Annotated in this window: 17 protein-coding genes; 12 read left to right on the top strand and 5 right to left on the bottom strand. The window is 63.1% G+C overall.

All coding sequences use genetic code 11. From position 1 onward, the window contains the following. The first annotated feature begins 25 nt into the window (after window positions 1–25). The 10 genes from AC07N6_RS14380 (at window position 26) to AC07N6_RS14335 (ending at window position 11,790) form a co-directional block, all read left to right on the top strand. Window positions 26–2,098 (top strand): M3 family metallopeptidase, encoded by a 2,073-nt coding sequence (locus tag AC07N6_RS14380; protein WP_494782573.1) that lies wholly within the window; start codon window positions 26–28, stop codon window positions 2,096–2,098. A 377-nt stretch (window positions 2,099–2,475) separates the two neighbouring features. Next, entirely contained in the window at window positions 2,476–3,072 is a 597-nt protein-coding gene (locus tag AC07N6_RS14375) for an outer membrane beta-barrel protein (protein ID WP_494782572.1), read from the top strand. A gap of 83 nt (window positions 3,073–3,155) precedes the next feature. Beyond that, on the top strand, window positions 3,156–3,575 hold the full coding sequence (locus AC07N6_RS14370; protein WP_494782581.1) for a DNA polymerase III subunit chi: 420 nt from the start codon (window positions 3,156–3,158) through the stop codon (window positions 3,573–3,575). A gap of 16 nt (window positions 3,576–3,591) precedes the next feature. Next, a complete protein-coding gene (locus AC07N6_RS14365; protein ID WP_494782571.1) occupies window positions 3,592–4,011 on the top strand; it encodes a hypothetical protein in 420 nt (139 codons plus the stop codon). A gap of 175 nt (window positions 4,012–4,186) precedes the next feature. Continuing rightward, window positions 4,187–5,497, top strand: a complete 1,311-nt coding sequence (locus AC07N6_RS14360; RefSeq protein ID WP_494782570.1) for a D-amino acid dehydrogenase — start codon at window positions 4,187–4,189, stop codon at window positions 5,495–5,497. A 357-nt stretch (window positions 5,498–5,854) separates the two neighbouring features. Further along, complete coding sequence (gene lpxO, locus AC07N6_RS14355) at window positions 5,855–6,754, top strand: lipid A hydroxylase LpxO (protein WP_494782569.1); 900 nt, start codon at window positions 5,855–5,857, stop codon at window positions 6,752–6,754. Between the two features lie 451 nt (window positions 6,755–7,205). Further along, window positions 7,206–8,273 (top strand): GGDEF domain-containing protein, encoded by a 1,068-nt coding sequence (locus tag AC07N6_RS14350; RefSeq protein WP_494782568.1) that lies wholly within the window; start codon window positions 7,206–7,208, stop codon window positions 8,271–8,273. A gap of 329 nt (window positions 8,274–8,602) precedes the next feature. Further along, on the top strand, window positions 8,603–9,682 hold the full coding sequence (locus AC07N6_RS14345; RefSeq protein WP_494782567.1) for an asparaginase: 1,080 nt from the start codon (window positions 8,603–8,605) through the stop codon (window positions 9,680–9,682). Between the two features lie 212 nt (window positions 9,683–9,894). Beyond that, on the top strand, window positions 9,895–10,134 hold the full coding sequence (locus tag AC07N6_RS14340; RefSeq protein WP_494782566.1) for a hypothetical protein: 240 nt from the start codon (window positions 9,895–9,897) through the stop codon (window positions 10,132–10,134). 222 nt (window positions 10,135–10,356) lie between these two features. Next, a complete protein-coding gene (locus AC07N6_RS14335; protein WP_494782565.1) occupies window positions 10,357–11,790 on the top strand; it encodes an NAD-dependent succinate-semialdehyde dehydrogenase in 1,434 nt (477 codons plus the stop codon). Between the two features lie 194 nt (window positions 11,791–11,984). Here AC07N6_RS14335 and AC07N6_RS14330 read toward each other — a convergent pair whose 3' ends face one another. The 3 genes from AC07N6_RS14330 to AC07N6_RS14320 form a co-directional block, all read right to left on the bottom strand. After that, the gene (locus AC07N6_RS14330) at window positions 11,985–14,948 is read right to left on the bottom strand and encodes an FtsK/SpoIIIE family DNA translocase (protein WP_494782564.1); all 2,964 of its coding nucleotides are present in this window, start codon (window positions 14,946–14,948) and stop codon (window positions 11,985–11,987) included. Between the two features lie 130 nt (window positions 14,949–15,078). Continuing rightward, entirely contained in the window at window positions 15,079–15,645 is a 567-nt protein-coding gene (locus tag AC07N6_RS14325) for a DNA-3-methyladenine glycosylase I (RefSeq protein ID WP_494782563.1), read from the bottom strand. Window positions 15,646–15,668: 23 nt separating this feature from the next. Beyond that, complete coding sequence (locus tag AC07N6_RS14320; protein ID WP_494782562.1) at window positions 15,669–16,676, bottom strand: serine/threonine protein kinase; 1,008 nt, start codon at window positions 16,674–16,676, stop codon at window positions 15,669–15,671. Window positions 16,677–16,829: 153 nt separating this feature from the next. On the opposite strand from AC07N6_RS14320, the gene AC07N6_RS14315 reads away from it, so the two are divergent. After that, window positions 16,830–17,525, top strand: a complete 696-nt coding sequence (locus tag AC07N6_RS14315) for a UPF0149 family protein (RefSeq protein ID WP_494782561.1) — start codon at window positions 16,830–16,832, stop codon at window positions 17,523–17,525. An 89-nt stretch (window positions 17,526–17,614) separates the two neighbouring features. Here the strand turns inward: AC07N6_RS14315 and blaOXA are convergent, their stop codons facing one another. Both blaOXA and orn read right to left on the bottom strand, forming a co-directional pair. Next, complete coding sequence (gene blaOXA / locus AC07N6_RS14310; protein ID WP_494782560.1) at window positions 17,615–18,433, bottom strand: class D beta-lactamase; 819 nt, start codon at window positions 18,431–18,433, stop codon at window positions 17,615–17,617. Between the two features lie 126 nt (window positions 18,434–18,559). Continuing rightward, entirely contained in the window at window positions 18,560–19,153 is a 594-nt protein-coding gene (gene orn / locus AC07N6_RS14305) for an oligoribonuclease (protein WP_494782559.1), read from the bottom strand. Between the two features lie 156 nt (window positions 19,154–19,309). Between orn and AC07N6_RS14300 the strand changes: the two genes are divergently transcribed. Beyond that, a complete protein-coding gene (locus tag AC07N6_RS14300; RefSeq protein WP_494782558.1) occupies window positions 19,310–20,602 on the top strand; it encodes a M48 family metallopeptidase in 1,293 nt (430 codons plus the stop codon). Window positions 20,603–20,611: the final 9 nt, after the last annotated feature.

Genomic DNA, 20,611 nt, shown 5'->3' with positions numbered 1-20,611 from the left:
TACTGAACTGAATAGAGAAGACTCCATGACCACCGACATCGCCGCCAATCCCCTGCTCGACTTCTCGGGCTACGCCCAGTTCGACGCCATCCAGCCGGAACACGTCACGCCCGCATTGGACAAGCTGCTGGCCGACGCCGGCCGCCTGGTAACCGAACTGGAAGCGCCGATGGCGGAGGTCAGCTGGGACAACTTCGTCGAGCCGCTGGAATCCGCCACCGAGAAACTGGGCCGCGCCTGGAGCGTGGTCGGCCACCTGAACTCGGTGATGGATACGCCCGCGCTGCGCGCCACCTACAACGAGAACCAGCCGCGCCTGGTCGAATTCTGGACCGGCCTGGGCCAGAACCTGGCCTTGTTCGAGAAGTACAAGGCGCTGCAGGCCAGCCCGGCCTTCGCATCGCTGTCGGCCGCGCGCCGCAAGGTGGTGGACAACGCCGTGCGCGACTTCCGCCTGTCCGGCGCCGAGCTGCCGGACGACCAGAAGGAACGCTTCGCCGAGATCCAGGAAAAGCAGGCGGCGCTGACCACCCGCTTCTCCGAGAACGTGCTGGACGCCACCAACGACTTCGGCCTGTTCGTGGAGGACGAGGCCGAACTCTCCGGCCTGCCGGACGATGTGAAACAAGCCGCGCGCGCCGCCGCCGAGAAGGATGGCAAGCCCGGCTTCAAGTTCACGCTGCACTTCCCCTCTTACTTCCCGGTGCTGCAATACGCCGACAACCGCGAGCTGCGCGAGAAGGTCTACCGCGCCAACGCCACCAAGGCGTCCGAGCTGGGCGCCAAGCCGGAATGGGACAACAGCGCCAACATCGACGACATCCTGAAGCTGCGCAAGGAAGAGGCGCAACTGCTGGGCTACGCCAACTTCGCCGAGGTCTCGCTGGTGGCCAAGATGGCGCAGTCGCCGGCCGAAGTCATCGCCTTCCTCGAAGACCTGGGCCGGCGCGCCCGCCCCTTCGGCGAAAAGGATTACGACGAACTGAAGGCCTTCGCCAAGGAAAAGCTGGGCCTGGACACGCTGCAAGCCTGGGACAGCACCTATGCCTCCGAGAAGCTGCGCGAACAGCGCTATGCCTTCTCGGAACAGGAAGTGAAGCAATACTTCCCCGAACCCAAGGTGGTGGGCGGCCTGTTCCAGGTCGCGCAGCAGCTGTTCGGGGTGACCATCAAGCCGGACAGCGCGCCGGTGTGGCACAAGGACGTGAAGTTCTTCCGCATCGAGCGCGACGGCCAGCTGGTCGGCCAGTTCTACCTCGACCTGTACGCGCGCAGCGGCAAGCGCGGCGGCGCCTGGATGGACGACGCCCGCGCCCGCCGCCTGACCGCCAATGGCGTGCAGACGCCGATCGCCTACCTGGTGTGCAACTTCACCGAACCGGCGGTGGTCGACGGCGTGACCAAGCCGGCGCTGTTCACGCACGATGAAGTGATCACGCTATTCCACGAGTTCGGCCACGGCCTGCACCACATGTTGACGCAAGTCGATGAAGTCGGCGTGTCCGGCATCTCGGGCGTGGAATGGGATGCGGTCGAGCTGCCGTCGCAGTTCATGGAAAACTTCTGCTGGGAATGGGATGTGCTGCAGCACCTCTCCGCGCATGCCGAGACCGGCGAACCGCTGCCGCGCGCGCTGTACGACAAGATGATCGCCGCCAAGAATTTCCAGTCCGGCCTGCAGATGCTGCGCCAGGTGGAGTTCTCGCTGTTCGACATGATGATCCACCACGAATACCAGGCAGGCGGCGACCAGACCGTGCAGCAATTGCTCAACGCGCTGCGCGACCGCGTCGCCGTGATCCGCCCGCCTGAGTTCAACCGCTTCCAGCACTCGTTCTCGCACATCTTCGCCGGCGGCTATGCGGCGGGCTATTACAGCTACAAGTGGGCCGAAGTGCTGTCGGCCGACGCTTACAGCGCCTTCGAGGAAGCCGCTGCCGGCGGCGGCAATGTGGTATCGATCGAAACCGGCCGCCGCTTCCAGCAGGAAATCCTGGCCGTGGGCGGTTCGCGCCCGGCAATCGAGTCGTTCAAGGCCTTCCGCGGCCGCGAACCGAGCATCGATGCGCTGCTGCGGCATAGCGGCATGGCTGCCTGAGCCACCCGCCACGCTCCCCATGAAAGCCAAGGCCCAGCGCCTTTCCACGGCTTTCATGGGTAACCGGCGGCAGCATGACGGCCACTCTGGGCAGCGCTTGCCCTGGGCAATCATGTGATGCCGGCCGGAGGAGCAACGTACATACCTGCGAGAAAGCTTTCTAACGATTTTTCGGCAAAAAACATCTACGCATCATCGAAAAATCCAGAAGATCGCACGTCACCCGCCGTTTAACCCATTTTCTTCTTATTGTTTCAGGCTTGGTTTTTCCCGCCGGAAGCCGTTCGGCATGCCGTCATCGAAAACCTGCGCGCCGTACCAGCGCAAGCGGCCGTTTTCACGGCCACTCCCCTTGCAACCGACGACTGAATCAATCCATGAAGAAAATCATTCTATTGCTGGCTGCGGCCATGTCCACCGGTTCGGCATTGGCGCAAGCCAAGTTGCATCCCGGCGCCTATATCGGCCTTGACGGCGGCATCGTCAGCGCCCGGCTCAGCACCCCGCCCGGCAACTACCAGCGCACGTCCGAAACCAATACTGCCGGCATGATGCGCGGCGCCCTGGGCTATCAGTTCACGCCGAACTGGGCGCTTGAGGCGGGCTACTTCAATACCGGCGCTTTCAAGCAAAGCGGCGCCAATGGCGCCGCCAACTTCGACGTCCAGGCCAGCGCCCGGGGGATGGATCTGGCCGCGCTCTACAAGCTCACCTCGGGTGTGCCTGGCCTCTACCTGAAGAGTGGCATCACGTATGCCAAGTTGTCGAATTCGGCATTCTTGCGCCATGCGCCCTTGCGCGACTCTTCCGCGTCGGTGGAAAACGCGATCGGCTATATGTTCGGCATCGGCTATGAATACAGCCTTGCCTCGAACTGGAGCGCCAATGTGGGCTATACGCGCCTGCACCGGCTGGGCGGCGCCAAGGGCGTCGTCGCCGTCATGGGGACTGCGGGCGTGCGCTACCATTTCTGATCGCGCCATCCACGCGGGCCGTGGACATCATTTACTATCGGATGGCCGTGGCAACGCTCCTCGCTTGCCACTATACTTCCGCCATGACCCGCATCGACTTCCATAGCAACGTCCCGCAAAAGCTCGCCTATGTCTGCCGCCTGGTGCGCAAGGCGCGCGGCGCCGGCACCCAGATCGTGCTGCGCGTGCGCGACCGCAGCGAACTGCAGCAGCTCGACCAGGCGCTGTGGACATTTTCCGAACAGGATTTCCTGCCGCACGTGGCCGCCGGCGATCCATTGGCCGCGCAGACACCGATCATCCTGACCGCCAGCGACGACATCGAACTGCCGCACCATCAGGTGCTGATCAACCTGTCGGGCGAAACGCCGGCCCATTTCGCCCGCTTCGAGCGCATGCTGGAAATCATTTCCGCCGACGACGCCGACCGCGCCGCCGGCCGCGACCGCTACCGCTTCTACAAGGAGCGCGGCTATCCGCTGTCCCACTTCGTGGCCAGCTAAGCGGCCGGTGCATGCCATGAACCACGACGACAACAGCATCCCGCTCCTGACCGAGGTCATCCCGCTGGCGCCGCCGCCGGCCGTGCCGGCACAGGCCGGCCATCCCGCCAGCGCCGCAGCCCAGCCCGGCGCCTTCTGGCAGCCGCCGGCGCCGGCCGGCTACCAGGCCCAACCCTCGCCCGAGGCGGCCGGCCCGAGCGCCGAACAGTACCGCCAATGGGAACAGGAAATCAGCGAAAACGTCCTGCAAAACCTGCTGGCGCAAGCCGATTCCGTCCTGCAGCAACACCTGCAAGACCAGATGGCGGTGGCGCTGGACAATATCTCCGACATCCTGACGCAGCGCGTCAAGGAGAGCCTGCGCCAGGCGCTGGCGGAAACCGTGACCCGCGCGGTGGCCGAGGAGATGGCCCGCTTCTCATCTTCAAAAAATTAAACACTTACCCTTATTTCTTTGTTTTTTAAATAAACAAAGCCTCATTGCTTAATATTGAAGAAAAAATTTTGCCAGTATTGAATACATTGGCAATCCGGAAATTCTTACAATGCTGCTATCTGTTGGCAGCACGGCGTCGCCGCGCACCAGACCACGCATAAACCGGGAGAATGAGATGAAAGTGATCGTATTGGGCGCAGGCATTATCGGGACCGCTTCGGCCTGGTTCCTGCAGAAAGAAGGCTACGAGGTCACCGTCATCGAGCGCCAGCCCGGCGCGGCGCAGGAAACCAGCTTCGCCAACGGCTGCCAGATCTCGGTCTCGCACGCCGAGCCGTGGGCCAACCCGGCCGCGCCGATGAAGGTGCTCAAGTGGCTGGGCAAGGAAGACGCTCCGCTGCTGTACCGTTTCCGTCCCGAATGGCTGCAATGGAAGTGGGCTGTCAGCTTCCTGCGCGAATGCACCGCCGCCCGCACCGACGAGAACATCCGCAACATCGTCGCCCTGTGCGAATACAGCCGCCAGACCCTGCAGGCCGTGCGCGCCGAAACCGGCATCCAGTACGACCACCTGACCCGCGGCATCCTGCACTTCTATACCGAGGAAAAGGAATTCCAGGAATCGCTGCCGGCCGCCAAGCTGATGCGCGACCTGGGTTGCCCGCGCGAGTCGATCGGCGCCGACGAAGTGGTGAAGATCGAACCGGCGCTGGCTTCGATCCGCGACAAGATCGTCGGCGGCGACTTCACCGCCACCGATGAATCCGGCGACGTCTACAAGCTGACCACCGGCCTGGCGCAAAAGGCCGAGGAGGCCGGCACGCAGTTCCGCTTCTCCACCACCATCACCCGCCTGATCACCGAAGGCGCGGGCGCTTCGGCCCGCGTCACCGGGGTCGAGGTCATCAACCCGGACGGCCGCCATGAGGTATTGCGGGCCGATGCCTTCGTGGTCGCCATGGGCAGCTTCTCGCAGCCGCTGGTCAAGCCGCTGGGCATCGACCTGCTGCTCTATCCAGGCAAGGGCTATTCGGCCACCTACAAGGTCATCAACCCCGACGCCGCGCCCACCGTCTCGTTGACCGACGACGGCTACAAGCTGGTGGTCTCGCGCCTGGGCGACCGCCTGCGCGTGGCCGGCACCTGCGAACTGAACGGCTATACCCGCGAACTCAACACCACCCGCTGCGAAGCCATCACCCGCCGCACCCAGGAACTGTTCCCCGACGGCTGCGACTACGAGAACCCGATCTACTGGACCGGCCTGCGTCCGTTGACGCCGTCCAACGTCCCCTACGTGGGCAAGACCAAGTTCAGCAACCTGTACCTGAACACCGGCCACGGCACCCTGGGCTGGACCATGGGCTGCGGTTCCGGCCGCGCCATCGCCGAAATCGTCGCCGGCCGCGTGCCGGAGATCGACTTCGCCTTCACCGGCCTGCCGCGCTGGAACCGCGGCCCGGCCGTGGTGCAGCAAGCCGCTTGACGATACGAATCGTCTCACCTCTCATTGTTGTTGTCCCTGGCGGGCCGGTTTCACCGGTCCGCTTTTTTATTGCCTGTTTGCATTGCCCGTTTGATTTCCCTCATACAGGCCCGCACAGCGGGCCCAAGGCGGCAAGGATGCTTACATTTGCTGACATTGCCTTGGTGTAGAATCCTTTGCTTGCCCCGCGCTGCGCGGGCCTACGCTCGGGAAGCAACGCAACGCATCCGCATGCTGCCGGCGCCTTCAGGCGCTTTCTGCGGTTGATTTTTCCCGATCCGACTCCATTTGGCAGGCATCTGCCACGCCGCTGGCCAACGCCGGCCCAGCGGCCTGCAACATCAAGAGGACCATGCAATGAAGTGGGTAATCGTCTTTATTTACCTGTTTTCGATCGTTTTCATCCATTTCCGCGGACGCGTGCGGCTGCCCTTCCTGCGCCAGTTCTTCGACCACTCGTCGATCATGTCGCCGATCAACCTGTTCATGTACGCCTTCTCGCGCGTACCGGCGGTGCCCTATCCGGCCGTGCGCGAGTTCAAGGAGCTGGCCCTCATCGACGAGAATTGGGAAACCATCCGCGACGAAGCCGTGGCGCTGCAGAACCTGGCCAAGATCAAGGCCGCCGAGAAAAACGACGATGCCGGATTCAATTCCTTTTTCAAGGCCGGCTGGAAGCGCTTCTACCTGAAGTGGTACAACGCCAGCCATCCTTCGGCCGAGAAATTCTGCCCCAAGACCGTCGAGATCCTGCGCCGCATTCCCAGCGTGAAGGCGGCGATGTTCGCCGAGCTGGCGCCGGGCGGCACGCTCAATCCGCACCGCGACCCCTATGCCGGTTCGCTGCGCTACCACCTCGGCCTGGTCACGCCCAATGATGACCGCTGCTTCATCGAAGTCGACGGCAAGCGCTATAGCTGGCGCGACGGCCAGAGCGTGGTATTCGACGAGACCTTCATCCACTGGGCGCAGAACGGCACCGAGACGAACCGTATCATCCTGTTCTGCGATGTCGAACGCCCGCTGCGCTATCGCTGGGCCGAAGCGATCAACCAATGGCTGGGCCGCACCATGATGACCGCCGCCGCCTCGCCCAATGAAACCGGCGACCAGACCGGCCGCGTCAACAAACTGTTCCGCTTCGTCTGGCTGGCCGGCCAGTATCGCCGCCGCTTCAAGAAATGGAACAAGACCGTCTACCGCCTCACCAAATTCGCGTTGATCATCGCCATTGCGTTGCTGATCATCTATGCCTGACAAGCGCGAAAACGAAAACGATATAAAAAAAAATCGCCGGCGTATCGACCGGCGATTTTTTTTGCATGGCGTTTTGCCGCGCTTGCGTCCGCAGCGCCATCCGACGCTCCATGCGAGACCGAAAAAAACTCTCACAAATAATCACAAAACGTAGTCGGGACGCGGCTTTCAGGCTATCGTCCATGACTGGCGAGCGCATGCAAAAGTCAAAAGACTATCAAACGCGCACGTAAGTATGACTCACCCGAAAACAAAATTTCCAGGTGGAAATGAATTAAATGTTTTCGATTTCAAACTGTAGAAACTGCTTCATCCCAGCGCGCGCGAACGTGTAAAATCATCCCGCTTCCTCGCTTGATTCATGGCGTGATTCTTGCATAAGTGCTGATACACCGCGCGAATGGCGAAGCACAACATCCGAGTACCGACCATACATTAGAACAATGGGCTCATGCAGGACATCGATAACGAGATGAAGAAACCGCTGCTCAAGCATCTGGTAGAGATCACTGCCCACCGGGAGCATTCCCGTCTGGCGCTCTCGGTCATCTCGGCGCTGTACCAGCTCACCAATGTGCAGGAAATCCGCATGCTGGATATCTTCAACATGCGCGAAACGCACTACGTCCAGGAAAAGATGGTGATCCGCGACGGTGAAGTCCACACCATCGACGAGCACACCAGCGACGACCCCAAGGAACCGCTCGCCAGCTACCCGGCGATGATGGCCTGCATCCGCAGCCATCTCAACGAATACCTGGAAACCGGCGAAGACGGCATGCACATCCTCTGGCTGCCGGTATGGCTGCACGGAAAGATGAATTCCTGCGTCGAAATCCGCAGTACCAAGGCCTTCGAGGCGCAGATGCTGGATGTCATCCATGGCATCTTCCATGTCTACTGCAATTACCAGAGCCTGCTCGACTACAGCGAGCGCGATGCCTTGACCGGCCTGTTCAACCGCAAGACCTTCGACGAACAGTTCACCAAATACGCCTTCGCCATCGCGCCGCATGAAGCGCATTCGCTGGAAAAGAACGACCGCCGCCATGGCGACCTCGACGAAGCCAAGGGCCACTGGCTGGCGGTAGTCGACATCGACCACTTCAAGCAGGTCAATGACCGCTACGGCCACCTGTACGGCGATGAAGTGCTGATCCTGATGGCCAACATCCTGCGCGCCTCCTTCCGCAGCCACGACCGCATCTTCCGTTTCGGCGGCGAAGAGTTCGTCATCCTGCTGCGCTCGACCACCTTGACCGACGCCCGCAAGATCTTCGACCGCTTCCGCCAGAACGTGCAGGAATACGACTTCCCGCAGGTCGGCAAGGTCACGGTCAGCCTCGGCTTTGTCGGCATCTCGCGCGAAACGCCGGTGGTCATCCTCGGCCACGCCGACCAGTCCCTGTACCACGCCAAGAAAAACGGCCGCAACCGCATCTGCTTCTACGAAGAACTGGTCAATTCCGGTGTGCTGCATTCCGGCATCACCACCAACGACACCGTCGAATTCTTCTGACGCCGCCGCTCCCGGCGCACGCATCCCCGGCCGCCTTCAGGGCGGTTTTTTCTTGCCCGCTCCGGCCCGATCCTGCGCGTCGATGCGGCGCCGCGGCCGGGCCATCCGGCGCCCGATGGCGCAATCGTCACCGCTCCAGGCTCGCCTCCGGCGACTCATGCGTTTGGCGCATCCGTCCATGTTTTAAAAGCATGAGACATCGCAATTCGGCTTTCGTATGATCGCTGCGTTCCTCACCATCCGTGTGGGACCGGCCGTTTCGACGCGCCATCAAAACAACGAGAGCAAGCCGCGAAACGGACTTACAAACTGTCACCAGGAGACTTCAAATGCAGCAGGCAAAATTCAAACAAATCGGCGCTGTCATGATCATGTCCGCCGCTTTCGCCGCCCTGAGCGTGTCGGCGCAAGCGCAAGACCAAAAACCCAATGTCGTGGTCATCGGCACCGGCGGCACCATCGCCGGCGCGGGCGCTTCCAGCGTCAACACCGCGGCCTACCAGTCGGCCGTGGTGCCGGTCGACAAGATCATCGCCGCCGTGCCGGAAGTGTCGAAGATCGCCAACGTGCGCGGCGAACAGATTTTCCAGATCGGCAGCGAAAGCTTCAATGACGAGCGCCTGCTGAAGCTGGGCAAGCGCGTTTCCGAGCTGCTCAAGCAAAGCGACGTGGACGGCATCGTGATCACCCATGGCACCGACACCATCGAAGAAACCGCCTACTTCCTCAACCTGGTGTTGAAGAGCGAGAAGCCGGTGGTGGTGGTCGGTTCGATGCGCCCCGGCACCGCGCTGGGCGCGGACGGCGCGCTGAACCTGTATGACGCGGTGCTGGTCGCAGGTAGCAAGGAAGCCGCCGGCAAAGGCACGCTGGTGGTGATGAACGACGAGATCCACTCCGGCCGCGACGTCACCAAGAGCAACTCGTTCAAGGTCGAGACCTTCCGTTCGCCCTACGGCCCGCTGGGCTACGTGGTTGAAAACAAGCTGACGTTCTACCGCCTGCCGGCCCGCCCGCACACCACGCAAACCGAGTTCGACATCGACAAGATCAACAGCCTGCCGCGCGTGGACATCGCCTACAACTATGGCAACGTCAGCCGCGCCGCCTATGACGCCTTCGTCAACGCCGGCGCCAAGGCGGTCATCCATGACGGCACCGGCAACGGCAGCGTGGCCGAGCAGATCGTGCCGGTGCTGCAGGAAGTGCGCAGCAAGGGCGTGCAAGTCATTCGCGCCACCCGCACCGGCAGCGGCGTCGTGATCCGCAACGGCGAGCAGCCTGACGACAAGTACGACTGGGTCGTCACCGACGACCAGAACGCCCAGAAGGCCCGCATCCTGGCCGAACTGGCGCTGACCAAAACCAATGACAGCAAGGAACTGCAAAAGATCATGTGGAAATATTGATCGGCAACCCTTGCCGCGCACCGGCGCAGACCGGGCCGATTTGCGTTGTTGCAACAAACTGAGGTTATTCTCAGTTCCCTCTTTGCCCCGCTTCGGCGGGGCTTTTTTCGTCTGCAAGATTTCGCCTCGGGGCAATGGAAGCGCCGCCCTCCGCTGCGGAACATTCGCTCTTGCGGCGCAGTCTCATCAGACTCGACCGAGAGGAGATCGCCATGGACAAACGGCTTGCCTTGCTGACAAGCATCGCGGAACTGAAGAGCTCCCACGACGCAGCGGCCATGATGCTCTCGCACATCATGCTCGACGCCATCCGCACCGCCAGGCATGAAGATGACGGGCCGCCGCTGAAGTCGGTGCGCCAGTACCGCAAAGCCATCAAGGAACTCAAGATACAGTGCCTGCAGGTGGAAATGATCCTGGCCGAAATGGAGATCCCGCAGCACGTCCATTGACATGCGACATGCGCCTGCCCGCATAAAACGACAAAAGCCGAGGCGTGGTATAACTATCGTCCTCGCAGGCATGGCCCGATCCACATGCAGCACGGCCATGCAAGCCCATCGACAAGACACCGCCAGAGTTGTTGCCATCATCATTCCCGCCCGCCGCGCAAGCTGCAAACCGCAAGCGCTGCCGCCGGCATCCCTGAAACTCCTGACGAACGAGGATTGCACATGTATAAGGACGTACAACTTTTCATCAACGGCGAATGGACCGCCAGCGTTTCCGGCCGCACCATTGACGTGGTCAACCCGGCCACCGAAGAAGTGATCGGCAAGATCGCCCACGCCGGCCGCGAAGACCTTGACCGCGCGCTGGAAGCCGCCAAGAAAGGCTTCGACGTATGGCGCAATATCTCCGCCTTCGAGCGTTCGAAGATCATGCGCCGCGCCGCCAATCTCCTGCGCGAACGCGCCGACGAGATCGCCCGCCTGATGACGCTGGAACAAGGCAAGCCGACTCCCGAAGCCAAGATGGAAACCCTGGGCGCGGCCGACACCATCGACTGGTTCGCCGAAGAAGCCCGCCGCACTTACGGCCGCCTGGTGCCGGCGCGCGTGCCGGGCGCCTACCAGATGGTGATCAAGGAGCCGGTCGGCCCGGTAGCTGCCTTCACGCCCTGGAACTTCCCGCTCAACCAGGTGGTGCGCAAGCTGTCGGCCGCGCTGGCCGCCGGCTGCTCGATCATCGTCAAGGCGCCGGAAGAAACCCCCGCCTCCCCGGCCGAACTGATCCGCGCCTACGCCGACGCCGGCGTGCCGGCCGGCGTCATCAACCTGGTCTACGGCGTGCCGGCCGAGATTTCGGAATACCTGATCCCGCATCCGGTGATCAAGAAGATCTCCTTCACCGGCTCCACCCCGGTGGGCAAGCAACTGGCCGCGCTGGCCGGCCTGCACATGAAGCGCGCCACCATGGAGCTGGGCGGCCACGCCCCGGCCATGGTGTTCGACGACGCCGACATCGACGCCGCCGCCAAGCAACTGGCCGCCGCCAAGTTCCGCAATGCCGGCCAGGTGTGCGTCTCGCCGACCCGCTTCCTGGTGCAGAAGAACGTGTTCAACGCCTTCGTCGACAAGTTCGTCACCTATGCCGAGCAACTGAAGGTCGGCAACGGCCTGGACGCCGGCACCACCATGGGACCGGTGGCCAACAAGCGCCGCATCCCGGCGCTGGAATCGCTGATCGACGACGCAGTTGCGCAAGGCGCGCAACTGCGCACCGGCGGCAAGCGCATCGACGGCCGCGGCTACTTCTTCCAGCCTACCGTGCTGACCAACATCCCGCTGTCGGCCCGCGTGATGAACGAGGAACCGTTCGGCCCGCTGGCGCTGATCAACCCGTTCGATACGCTGGATGAAGTGATCGCCGAAGCCAACCGCCTGCCCTTCGGCCTGGCGGCCTATGCCTTCGCCAAGTCGGCGCACACCAAGCACGCACTGGCGGCACGCGTGGAAAGCGGCATGCTGACCATCAACCACCTGGGCCTGGCGATCCCCGAACTGCCGTTCGGCGGCATCAAGGACAGCGGCTACGGTTCCGAAGGCGGCACCGAGGCGATCGAAGCCTATATCAACACCAAGCTGGTGACCCAGTTGGATGTCTGATCGGCTTGGATGAAATAAAAATGGCGAACCGGAAATCCGGTTCGCCATTTTTTTATCTGCCGCTCAATTCACCGTCGTCCTGACGAAAGTCAGGACCCAGCGTCGTTCGGCGCATCACCCCGACGCCGGTTAATCGCTACGAACGACACTGGATCCCGGCCTGCGCCGGGATGACGGGAAGCTGCGATAAGGATTTATTCTTCACCCGACGGCGGCACCAGGATATCCCGGCTGCCGTTGCGCGACATGGCCGACAACACGCCGGCCGTCTCCATCTGCTCCACCAGCCGCGCGGCGCGGTTGTAGCCGATGCGGAACTGGCGCTGCACCGACGAAATGGAAGCGCGGCGCGACTTCAGGACGAAGGCCACCGCCTCGTCATACAGCGGATCGGATTCGGGATCGGGCATGTCGCTGCCGAACATGTCGCCTTGCGCCGCATCCTCCGCGATCGGCGGCGCCAGGATCTCTTCGATATAGCGCGGCTCGCCGAACGACTTCAGGTATTCCACCACGCGGTGCACCTCCTCGTCGGAGACGAAGGCGCCATGCACGCGCTGCGGATAGCCCGAGCCGGGCGGCAGGAACAGCATGTCGCCATGGCCCAGCAGCGACTCCGCGCCCATTTGGTCGAGCACGGTGCGCGAGTCGATCTTGGACGACACCTGGAAGGCCACGCGGGTCGGGATGTTGGCCTTGATCAGGCCGGTGATCACGTCCACCGACGGGCGCTGCGTGGCCAGGATCAGGTGGATGCCGGCCGCGCGCGCCTTTTGCGCCAGGCGCGCGATCAGCTCTTCCACCTTCTTGCCGACCACCATCATCAGGTCGGCCAGCTCGTCGATGACGATCACGATGGTGGGCAGCTTGTCCAGCGGCTCGGGCGCGTCCGGCGTCAGGCTGAACGGATTGGGGATCTTCTCGCCGCGCGCGTGGGTGTCATCGATCTTCTGGTTGTAGCCGGCCAGGTTGCGCACGCCCAGCTTGGACATCTTCTTGTAGCGGCGCTCCATCTCATCCACCGCCCAGTTCAGCGCATGCGCGGCCTCGCGCATGTCGGTCACCACCGGCGCCAGCAAGTGCGGAATGCCTTCATAGATCGACAGTTCCAGCATCTTGGGATCGATCATGATCATGCGCACTTCTTCCGGCGTGGCCTTGTAGAGCAGCGAGAGGATCATGGCGTTGATCGCCACCGACTTGCCCGAACCGGTGGTGCCGGCCACCAGCATGTGCGGCGCGCGCGCCAGGTCGGTGACCACCGGCGTGCCGGTGATGTCCTTGCCCATGGCCAGCGTCAGCAGCGAAGACGATTTGCGGTAGGCCTGCGAATGCACGATCTCGGACAGCTTGATCATCTGCCGGCGCGCATTGGGCAGCTCCAGGCCCATGCAGGTCTTGCCGGGAATGGTTTCCACCACGCGGATCGAGGTCAGGCCCAGGGCGCGCGCGAGGTCCTTCATCAGGTTGACCACCTGCGCCCCGCGCACGCCCTGTGCGGGCTCGACTTCAAAGCGCGTGATCACCGGCCCGGCTTCGGCGCCCAGCACCGCCACCGGCACCTTGAACTCCTTCAGGCGTTGCTCGATCAGGCGGCCGGTCTCTTGCAGTTGTTCGGCATCGACTTCGATGGCGGCATCCGGCACCACATCGAGCAAGTCCAGCGCGGGCAATGGGATCTGCACCTGCGGTTCGGATGCAGCATCTTCCGCATATTCCGTGTAAGCGGTAACGGGCTCTACGGCCGGTGTCGGCCCGGGGCTGCGCACCGCAAACGATGGCGTACCGAAAGCCAAAGCGGCAGGCGCTTGCGGCGCAGGAACAGGTTCCGGTTCCTGGTCGAACAGCGACATGAAAGGATCTTCGACGCGGGGCTCTTCAATGCGGGACTCTTCAAGCTGCGCCTCGACAGGAGCAACAGGAGCGGCCGAAGCCAGCGCTTCCGGCACAGGTTCGAACCATGGCGCCGTGTACGACTCGACGGCTGCAGGCTGGGCTGCCGCCGGCATGTCTTGCGGCATCTCGCCGTGCGCTGTGCCAAATTCCGCAGCTGGAGCGATGGCGCCGCCATCCACCATCTCCATCCCGCCCGCAACCTCAGGCGCCTCTTCGCCGGCAACCACTTTCTGCCCCGCCGCTTCTTGCAGCGAGCGCATCAGGCGCGTGGGGATCACATCGGCGCGCTCGGCCGGCGTGCCCGGCTCCTGCGCCTGCCTGGCCGCGCGGCCGACACTGCTGATGCGGATACTGCGGGTCGGCGCCAAGGCGGGCTGCGAAGATTCGCCCGGCGTCGCGCGCACGATCGACGGTGGGATCTGCTGTACCGGCGGCAGCGGATTGGCCGCGCGCGACAGGCTGGCATTGGCCGCCGCGCTGGCGGCGGTAATGGCGCTGCTGGCAGCCGCTCGCGCCAGCATGGCGTCGGTCGGGCGCAGGGTCTCGAAAGCGGCCCATTCCGCTTCAGGGCGCGGGCGCGCATCTTGCGCCACGGGCTTGAGGGAAGGCCATTTTCCGCCAGGTGCGGAACTGTCTTGCGGCGGCGTGAAGCGGCGCTGCGGCGCGTTCTTGTTCAGTGCCGACAGCGGCACTTGCCAGTCCTCGCGCCCGGCCATGCCGGGGTGGCGGCCGGGCGCAGCGGAGGGCGCGCCGGTCGTCCGCTGCACATTGCCCGAGCGGGCCGGGCGGGCCGGATGAGTCGGATGCGCTGACGGGCCGCCATAGCGGAGCGCGGCCAGCCGGTTGCGTTCGCTCTCGATGCTGCCGCGCCGCGGCGGCGCCAGGTCGAGCTCCGGATGGTCGTCGCGGTCGGCCTGGTTGCGGCGTCCGAAGAACGCGCCCAGCAGCCACTTCAACCCCAGCAGCGCCAGCGCCAGCATCAGCGCCACGGCGATCCCTTGGTTGAACTTGCCTGCCAATGCGCCCATCAGGGCGAAGCCGAACAAATCCGCGCTGGGGCCTTCGTCGCCGGTATCGGCCTGCGCGCGGATGAGCGACTCGAGGGCGCTGCTGCCGCACAGCAGCAGCAAGGTGCCGAGCCAGACGCGGATCGCGCCGCGTCCGCCGAGAATGGATTTGCGGGTCAGCGCGGACACCGCCGACCTCAGCAACAGGGGCAGTATCCACAGCACCGACCAGCCAAACCATTTGATGAAAATCATGCTATTCCCAAACTGAATCCGGCAGGCTGCTTGCCTGAACCGGCATCTTGATCCCAGATTCGCGGCCGGTCAGGATCCGGCCGCCAGCGAGTGTAAACCATCCTGGCGTCATTGCGCCCCTGCCCCTGCTTCAATGCTTGCGGCCATGGCAGTGGCAGCCCACCACATGGTCGTCGACCATGCCGATGCCTTGCATATAGGCATAGACGATGGTGGAGCCGACGAACTTGAAACCGCGCTTGGCCAGGTCCTTGGAAATCTGGTCCGACAGCGGCGTCTTGGCCGGGCATTCCCCGTGCGCCTGCCATTTGTTGCGGATCGGCTTGCCGCCGACGAAGCCCCACAGGTAGGGATCCAGCCCGCCCGTTTCTTCTTTCAGCCGCAGATAGCTATGCGCATTGGTGATGGCCGCGGCCACCTTCAGGCGGTTGCGGATGATGCCGGGATTGGCCAGCAATTCGGCCACCTTGCGCTCGTCGTAGCGGGCGATCTTGCGGGCGTCCCAATGATCGAAGGCGGCGCGGTAGTTGGCGCGCTTGTTGAGCACGGTTTCCCATGACAGGCCGGCTTGCGCGCCTTCCAGGTTGAGCATTTCGAACAACCGGGTCTCGTCGTGGCAGGGCACGCCCCATTCCTCGTCGTGGTAGCTCACGTACAAGGGATTGTTCATGTTGACCCAGGCGCAGCGTGTTTTCATGTTTTCCCCTTGGTCTTGTCGATTCAGACCGGCCACAGCGGCGGCTCGTCCATCAGCGCAATCTGCTCGCGCAGCTCCAGGATGCGGTCTTGCCAGTAGCGTTGCGTGTTGAACCACGGGAAGGCGACCGGGAACGCCGGATCGTCCCAGCGCCGCGCCAGCCAGGCCGAGTAATGGATCAGGCGCAAGCTGCGCAGCGCCTCGATCAGGTAGAGCTCGCGCGGTTCGAATTCGCAGAAGCTTTCATAGCCGGCCAGCAGGTCGGACAACTGGCGCACCATGTCGCCGCGCTCGCCCGAAAGCAGCATCCACAAGTCCTGCACGGCCGGGCCGCTGCGGCTGTCGTCGAAGTCGACGAAGTGCGGGCCGGCGTCGGTCCACAGTACATTGCCGACGTGGCAGTCGCCATGCAGGCGCAACGCCCGCACCTCGCCGGCACGCTCGAAGCAGCGGCGCACGCCATCCAGCGCGTGGTCGACGGTGCTGAGCCAGGAGGCCTTGAGCTCATCCGGGATGAAATTGTTGGAGAGCAGCCAGTCGCGCGGCTCTATGCCGAAGCTGGCGATATCCAGCGCCGGGCGCTCGACGTAAGGCCGCTGCATGCCGACCGCATGGATGCGGCCGATGAAGCGGCCCATCCATTCCAGCGTGTCAGGACGGTCCAGCTCCGGCGCGCGTCCGCCGTGGCGGCGAAATACCGCGAAGCGGAAGCCCGCGTGGCGCTGCAGGGTCGCGCCGTTTTCCAGCGCCATGGCCGGCACCACCGGTATTTCCTCGTCGGCCAGTTGCTGCGAGAAGGCATGCTCTTCCAGGATCTGCGCGTCGCTCCAGCGCAACGGCCGGTAGAACTTGGCCACCAGCGGCGGCCCCTCCTCCATCCCGACCTGGTAGACGCGGTTTTCGTAGCTGTTCAAGGCCAGCAGCCGGCCATCGCCGAAGAGGCCGACGCTGTCGAGGGCATCGAGCACCATGTCGGGCGAAAGCGTGGCAAAGGACGTGGCGTCGGGGAAATTGCTGGCGGATTCATTCATCCGGCTATTGTACTGGCGAGTACCGGCGAGGCGGCGATCCACGTATGTCAAAGACCTCGCGCGGCAGTAGACAAACCGACAATGCTCGCACCGCTGGCTGAATAGAATTACACTGGCAGGCTGATTATCAGTAATTCGCATACCAAGGAAGCCATGCACCTCGACCAGCCCCTTTCCGATCAAGAGTTCGACGAACTCGACGATTTCCTCCTGTCCGACCGCTGCGCCGACGATGTCATGACCATGGACACGCTGCACGGCTACCTGACCGCGCTGGTCATCGGCCCGCAGGAGGTATTGATGGCCGAATGGCTGCCGCGCGTGTGGGGCAGCCGTCCGGAAGACACGCCCAAGTTCAAGTCCGGCAAGGAAGCCGAGCGCATCACCAGCCTGATCGCGCGCACCATGAATGAGATCGCCATCACCTTCGAGGTGGCGCCCAAGGAATACGAACCGCTGTTTTGCGAGCGCGAGCATGAAGGCAAGCCGCTGCTGGATGCGGAAGCCTGGGCCTGGGGTTTCTGGGAAGGCATACAACTGCGCGCCCAGCAATGGGACGAGATCTTCCACTCCGACCTGGCGCCGCTGATGCGCCCGATCTACCTGCTGGGCTCGGACGAGCTGGAGGAAGAAGAAACCAAACTGATCGACGATCCGGTCAAGACCCACAAGCTGGCCATCGAAATCGAATCAGCCATCCCGCATATCCAACGTTACTGGGCGCCCAAGCGCAAGTCGGCGGTGGAGCAGGTGCAGCGCGATGCGCCCAAGGTCGGCCGCAATGACGATTGCCCCTGCGGCAGCGGCAAGAAGTACAAGAAGTGCTGTGGGGCCGATGGCCAGGAGTAAGACTGCCCCGCCATGGTCGTCGCAAGCCAAAGGAAAACGGCGCGCCAGTTCATGCTGGCGCGCCGTTTTGCATGAAAAGGACTACGCAATCAGGCCGGCAACACGCCCATCTTGCCCAATGCCTGGCGCACGATCTGCTCGCGCTTGGGCAAGTCGGCCATGCGGTTGGGCGTGTCGATATTGAGCGCGAAGAACACCGGCCCTTCCTCCCGCTCCACCCAACCCACCCACCAGCCGATCTTGCCGCTCCAGCCGGATTTGGCGCGCAGGATCCAGTTCTTCCCGGCCTCGTTGACCATCACATCCTTGACGATCAACTGGTGTTCGACCTTGAAAGGCAAGTCATTGCGATACAGGCGGCGCAGGAAGGCGATCTGCTCATTAGCTGAAATGGCCAGTTGGCCATCGACCCAGAACGGCTCGGGGCCGTCGGCCGACGCATTGCCGTACAGGATCTTGCGCAGGTAGGCGACTTCGCGCTCCTTGCCGATCTCGGCGGCGAAACGCTCGAACACCCAGACCGCCGAATAGCGCATGGCCGAGCGCAAATCCTGGTCGCGGTTCCATGCGGGGACCGAGCGTTGCACGCCATCCCACGGGATCACCTGGAATTCGTCGCGCAGCACGCCGGCATCGAGCGCGATCAGGCTGTGCGGCACCTTGAAGGTGGATGCCGGCACGAAGCGCTGCGCCGCCCGCTCCTGCGCATGCACGACAATGCGTTCCTTGCCGCCGCGCAGGTCCGCTACGACCAGCGTACCCGGCACGCCGGCTTGGGCGAAATAGGCGGCCCAGTTCTCTCCCGTCTCATTCACTGAATCTGAAGAGGCGGCGGCCGCTTTTGCCAAACCCGGCATGGCGCCGGCGGCAATGGCGGCCTGCAGGAATAGGCGTCGACTGGTTGACATGGCGTTCCTTTCATCATGTTGCACACACCTGGGCGACACTGCCGCCCTCGCGCACAGGCCGCCCAATACAAAACGCCCCGGTTCCAGCCGGGGCGTCAGGTGTAGAGCAGCGCTCCCAGTCCAAGTTCATTCCTGGATGAAATGCTCGCGGTAAAACTTCAATTCCTCGATGGATTCCAAGATGTCCGCCAGCGCGGTATGCATCTGGCGCTTCTTGAAGCCGGTGGCGATTTCCGGCTTCCAGCGCTTGCACAGTTCCTTGAGCGTGGACACGTCCAGGTTGCGGTAGTGGAAGTATTCTTCCAGCTTGGGCATGCCGCGCACCATGAAACGGCGATCCTGGCAGATCGAGTTGCCGCACATGGGCGACTTGCCGGCCGGCACGTATTTCTTGAGGAATTCAATCAGTTGCTTCTCGGCGTCGGCCTCGGTCACGGTCGAGGCCTTGACGCGCTCGATCAAGCCCGAACGGCCGTGGGTGCCCTTGTTCCAGGCGTCCATGCCGTTCAATACTTCATCGGATTGATGAATCGCAAACACCGGGCCTTCGCCCAGCACGTTGAGCTGGGAGTCGGTCACCACCACCGCCACTTCGATGATGCGGTCGTTGTCCGGGTCGAGGCCGGTCATTTCCATATCCACCCAGACCAGGTTCATCTCATTGGGGCGGATCGGTGCGGCAACTGCTTGCCCGGCGTTGGCGTCGACGGCTTGTGACATAATTCTTCCTTATCGATGCAGTGGGAAAACGCCCATCTGCAGGTTTATTCGTTCGCTTGCTGTATGGATTGATCGTCCTGCTGTACAGCGCTGTCGCCCAGAGATTCTCAGGACAGGCCGGACATTGAACCTCCGCCATTTTCGCACAGGGAAAGCATGTCTTCACTCACGTTCTCGGTTTTGTTCGTCGCCTTCCTGGCCGCCAGCCTGGTCGTTCGCTTTTGGCTGGCCGCGCGCCATGTCCGCCACGTACTGGCGCATCGCGCCGCCGTGCCGGCCGAATTCGCCGAGAAAATCCCGTTGGCCGCGCACCAGAAGGCGGCCGACTATACCGTGGCGCGCACCAGGTTCGGCCTGGTGACGCTGGCGATCAACGCCGCGGTGCTGATCGCCTTCACGCTGCTGGGCGGGCTGCAATGGCTGTCCGGCACCATCCTGGGCTGGACCGGCGGCCCGGACATGTGGTACCAGATCGGCCTGGTGGCCGCCTTCGGCATCATCTCCGGCGTGGTCGACCTGCCCTTCGATTACTACCGCCAGTTCCGCCTGGAAGCCCGTTTCGGCTTCAACAAGATGACGCGCGGCCTGTTCTTCAGCGACCTGGTCAAGCAATCGCTGATCGGCGCGGCCATCGGCCTGCCGCTGCTGTGGGTGGTGCTGACACTGATGGAAAAGGCCGGCGCGCTGTGGTGGCTCTACACCTGGATCGTGCTGTGCGCGTTCCAGCTGCTGATGCTGGTGATCTATCCCAGCTTCATCGCCCCGCTGTTCAACAAGTTCACCGCGCTGGAAGACGAGAATCTGCGCCACCGCATCGAGAGCCTGATGCAACGCGTCGGCTTCGCTTCCAAGGGCCTGTTCGTGATGGATGGCTCCAAGCGCAGCGCGCACGGCAACGCTTACTTCTCCGGCTTCGGCGCGGGCAAGCGCATCGTCTTCTTCGACACCTTGCTGGCGCGCCTGGCGCCGCAAGAGATCGAGGCGGTGCTGGCGCACGAACTGGGCCACTTCAAGCTCAAGCACATCGTCAAGCGCGTGACCGTGATATTCGCCATCTCGCTGGGCTTCCTGGCGCTGCTTGGCTACCTCAAGGGCCAGGTGTGGTTCTACACCGGCCTGGGCCTGAACCCGCTGCTGTTCGGCAGCAACGATGCGATGGCGCTGATCCTGTTCATGCTGGCGCTGCCGATCTTCACCTTCCTGCTGTCGCCGCTGTCGTCGCTGACCTCGCGCAAGCATGAGTTCGAAGCCGATGCCTTCGCCGCGCAGCATACCAACGCGCAAGACCTGGTGTCGGCGCTGGTCAAGCTGTACGAAGACAATGCCTCCACGCTCACGCCCGATCCGCTGCACTCGGCCTTCTACGATTCGCATCCGCCGGCCTCTCTACGTATCGGACGCTTAAACTCTGGCCGGCTGAACCTGGCGCAAGGCGCCTCGAGTCACTAACAAACATGT

The sequence above is a fragment of the Herbaspirillum sp. GW821-FHT09A12 genome (genome assembly GCF_059418325.1).
The sequence above is the reverse complement of the archived record's forward strand: the minus strand, read 5'-3'. Positions and strand labels throughout refer to the sequence as shown.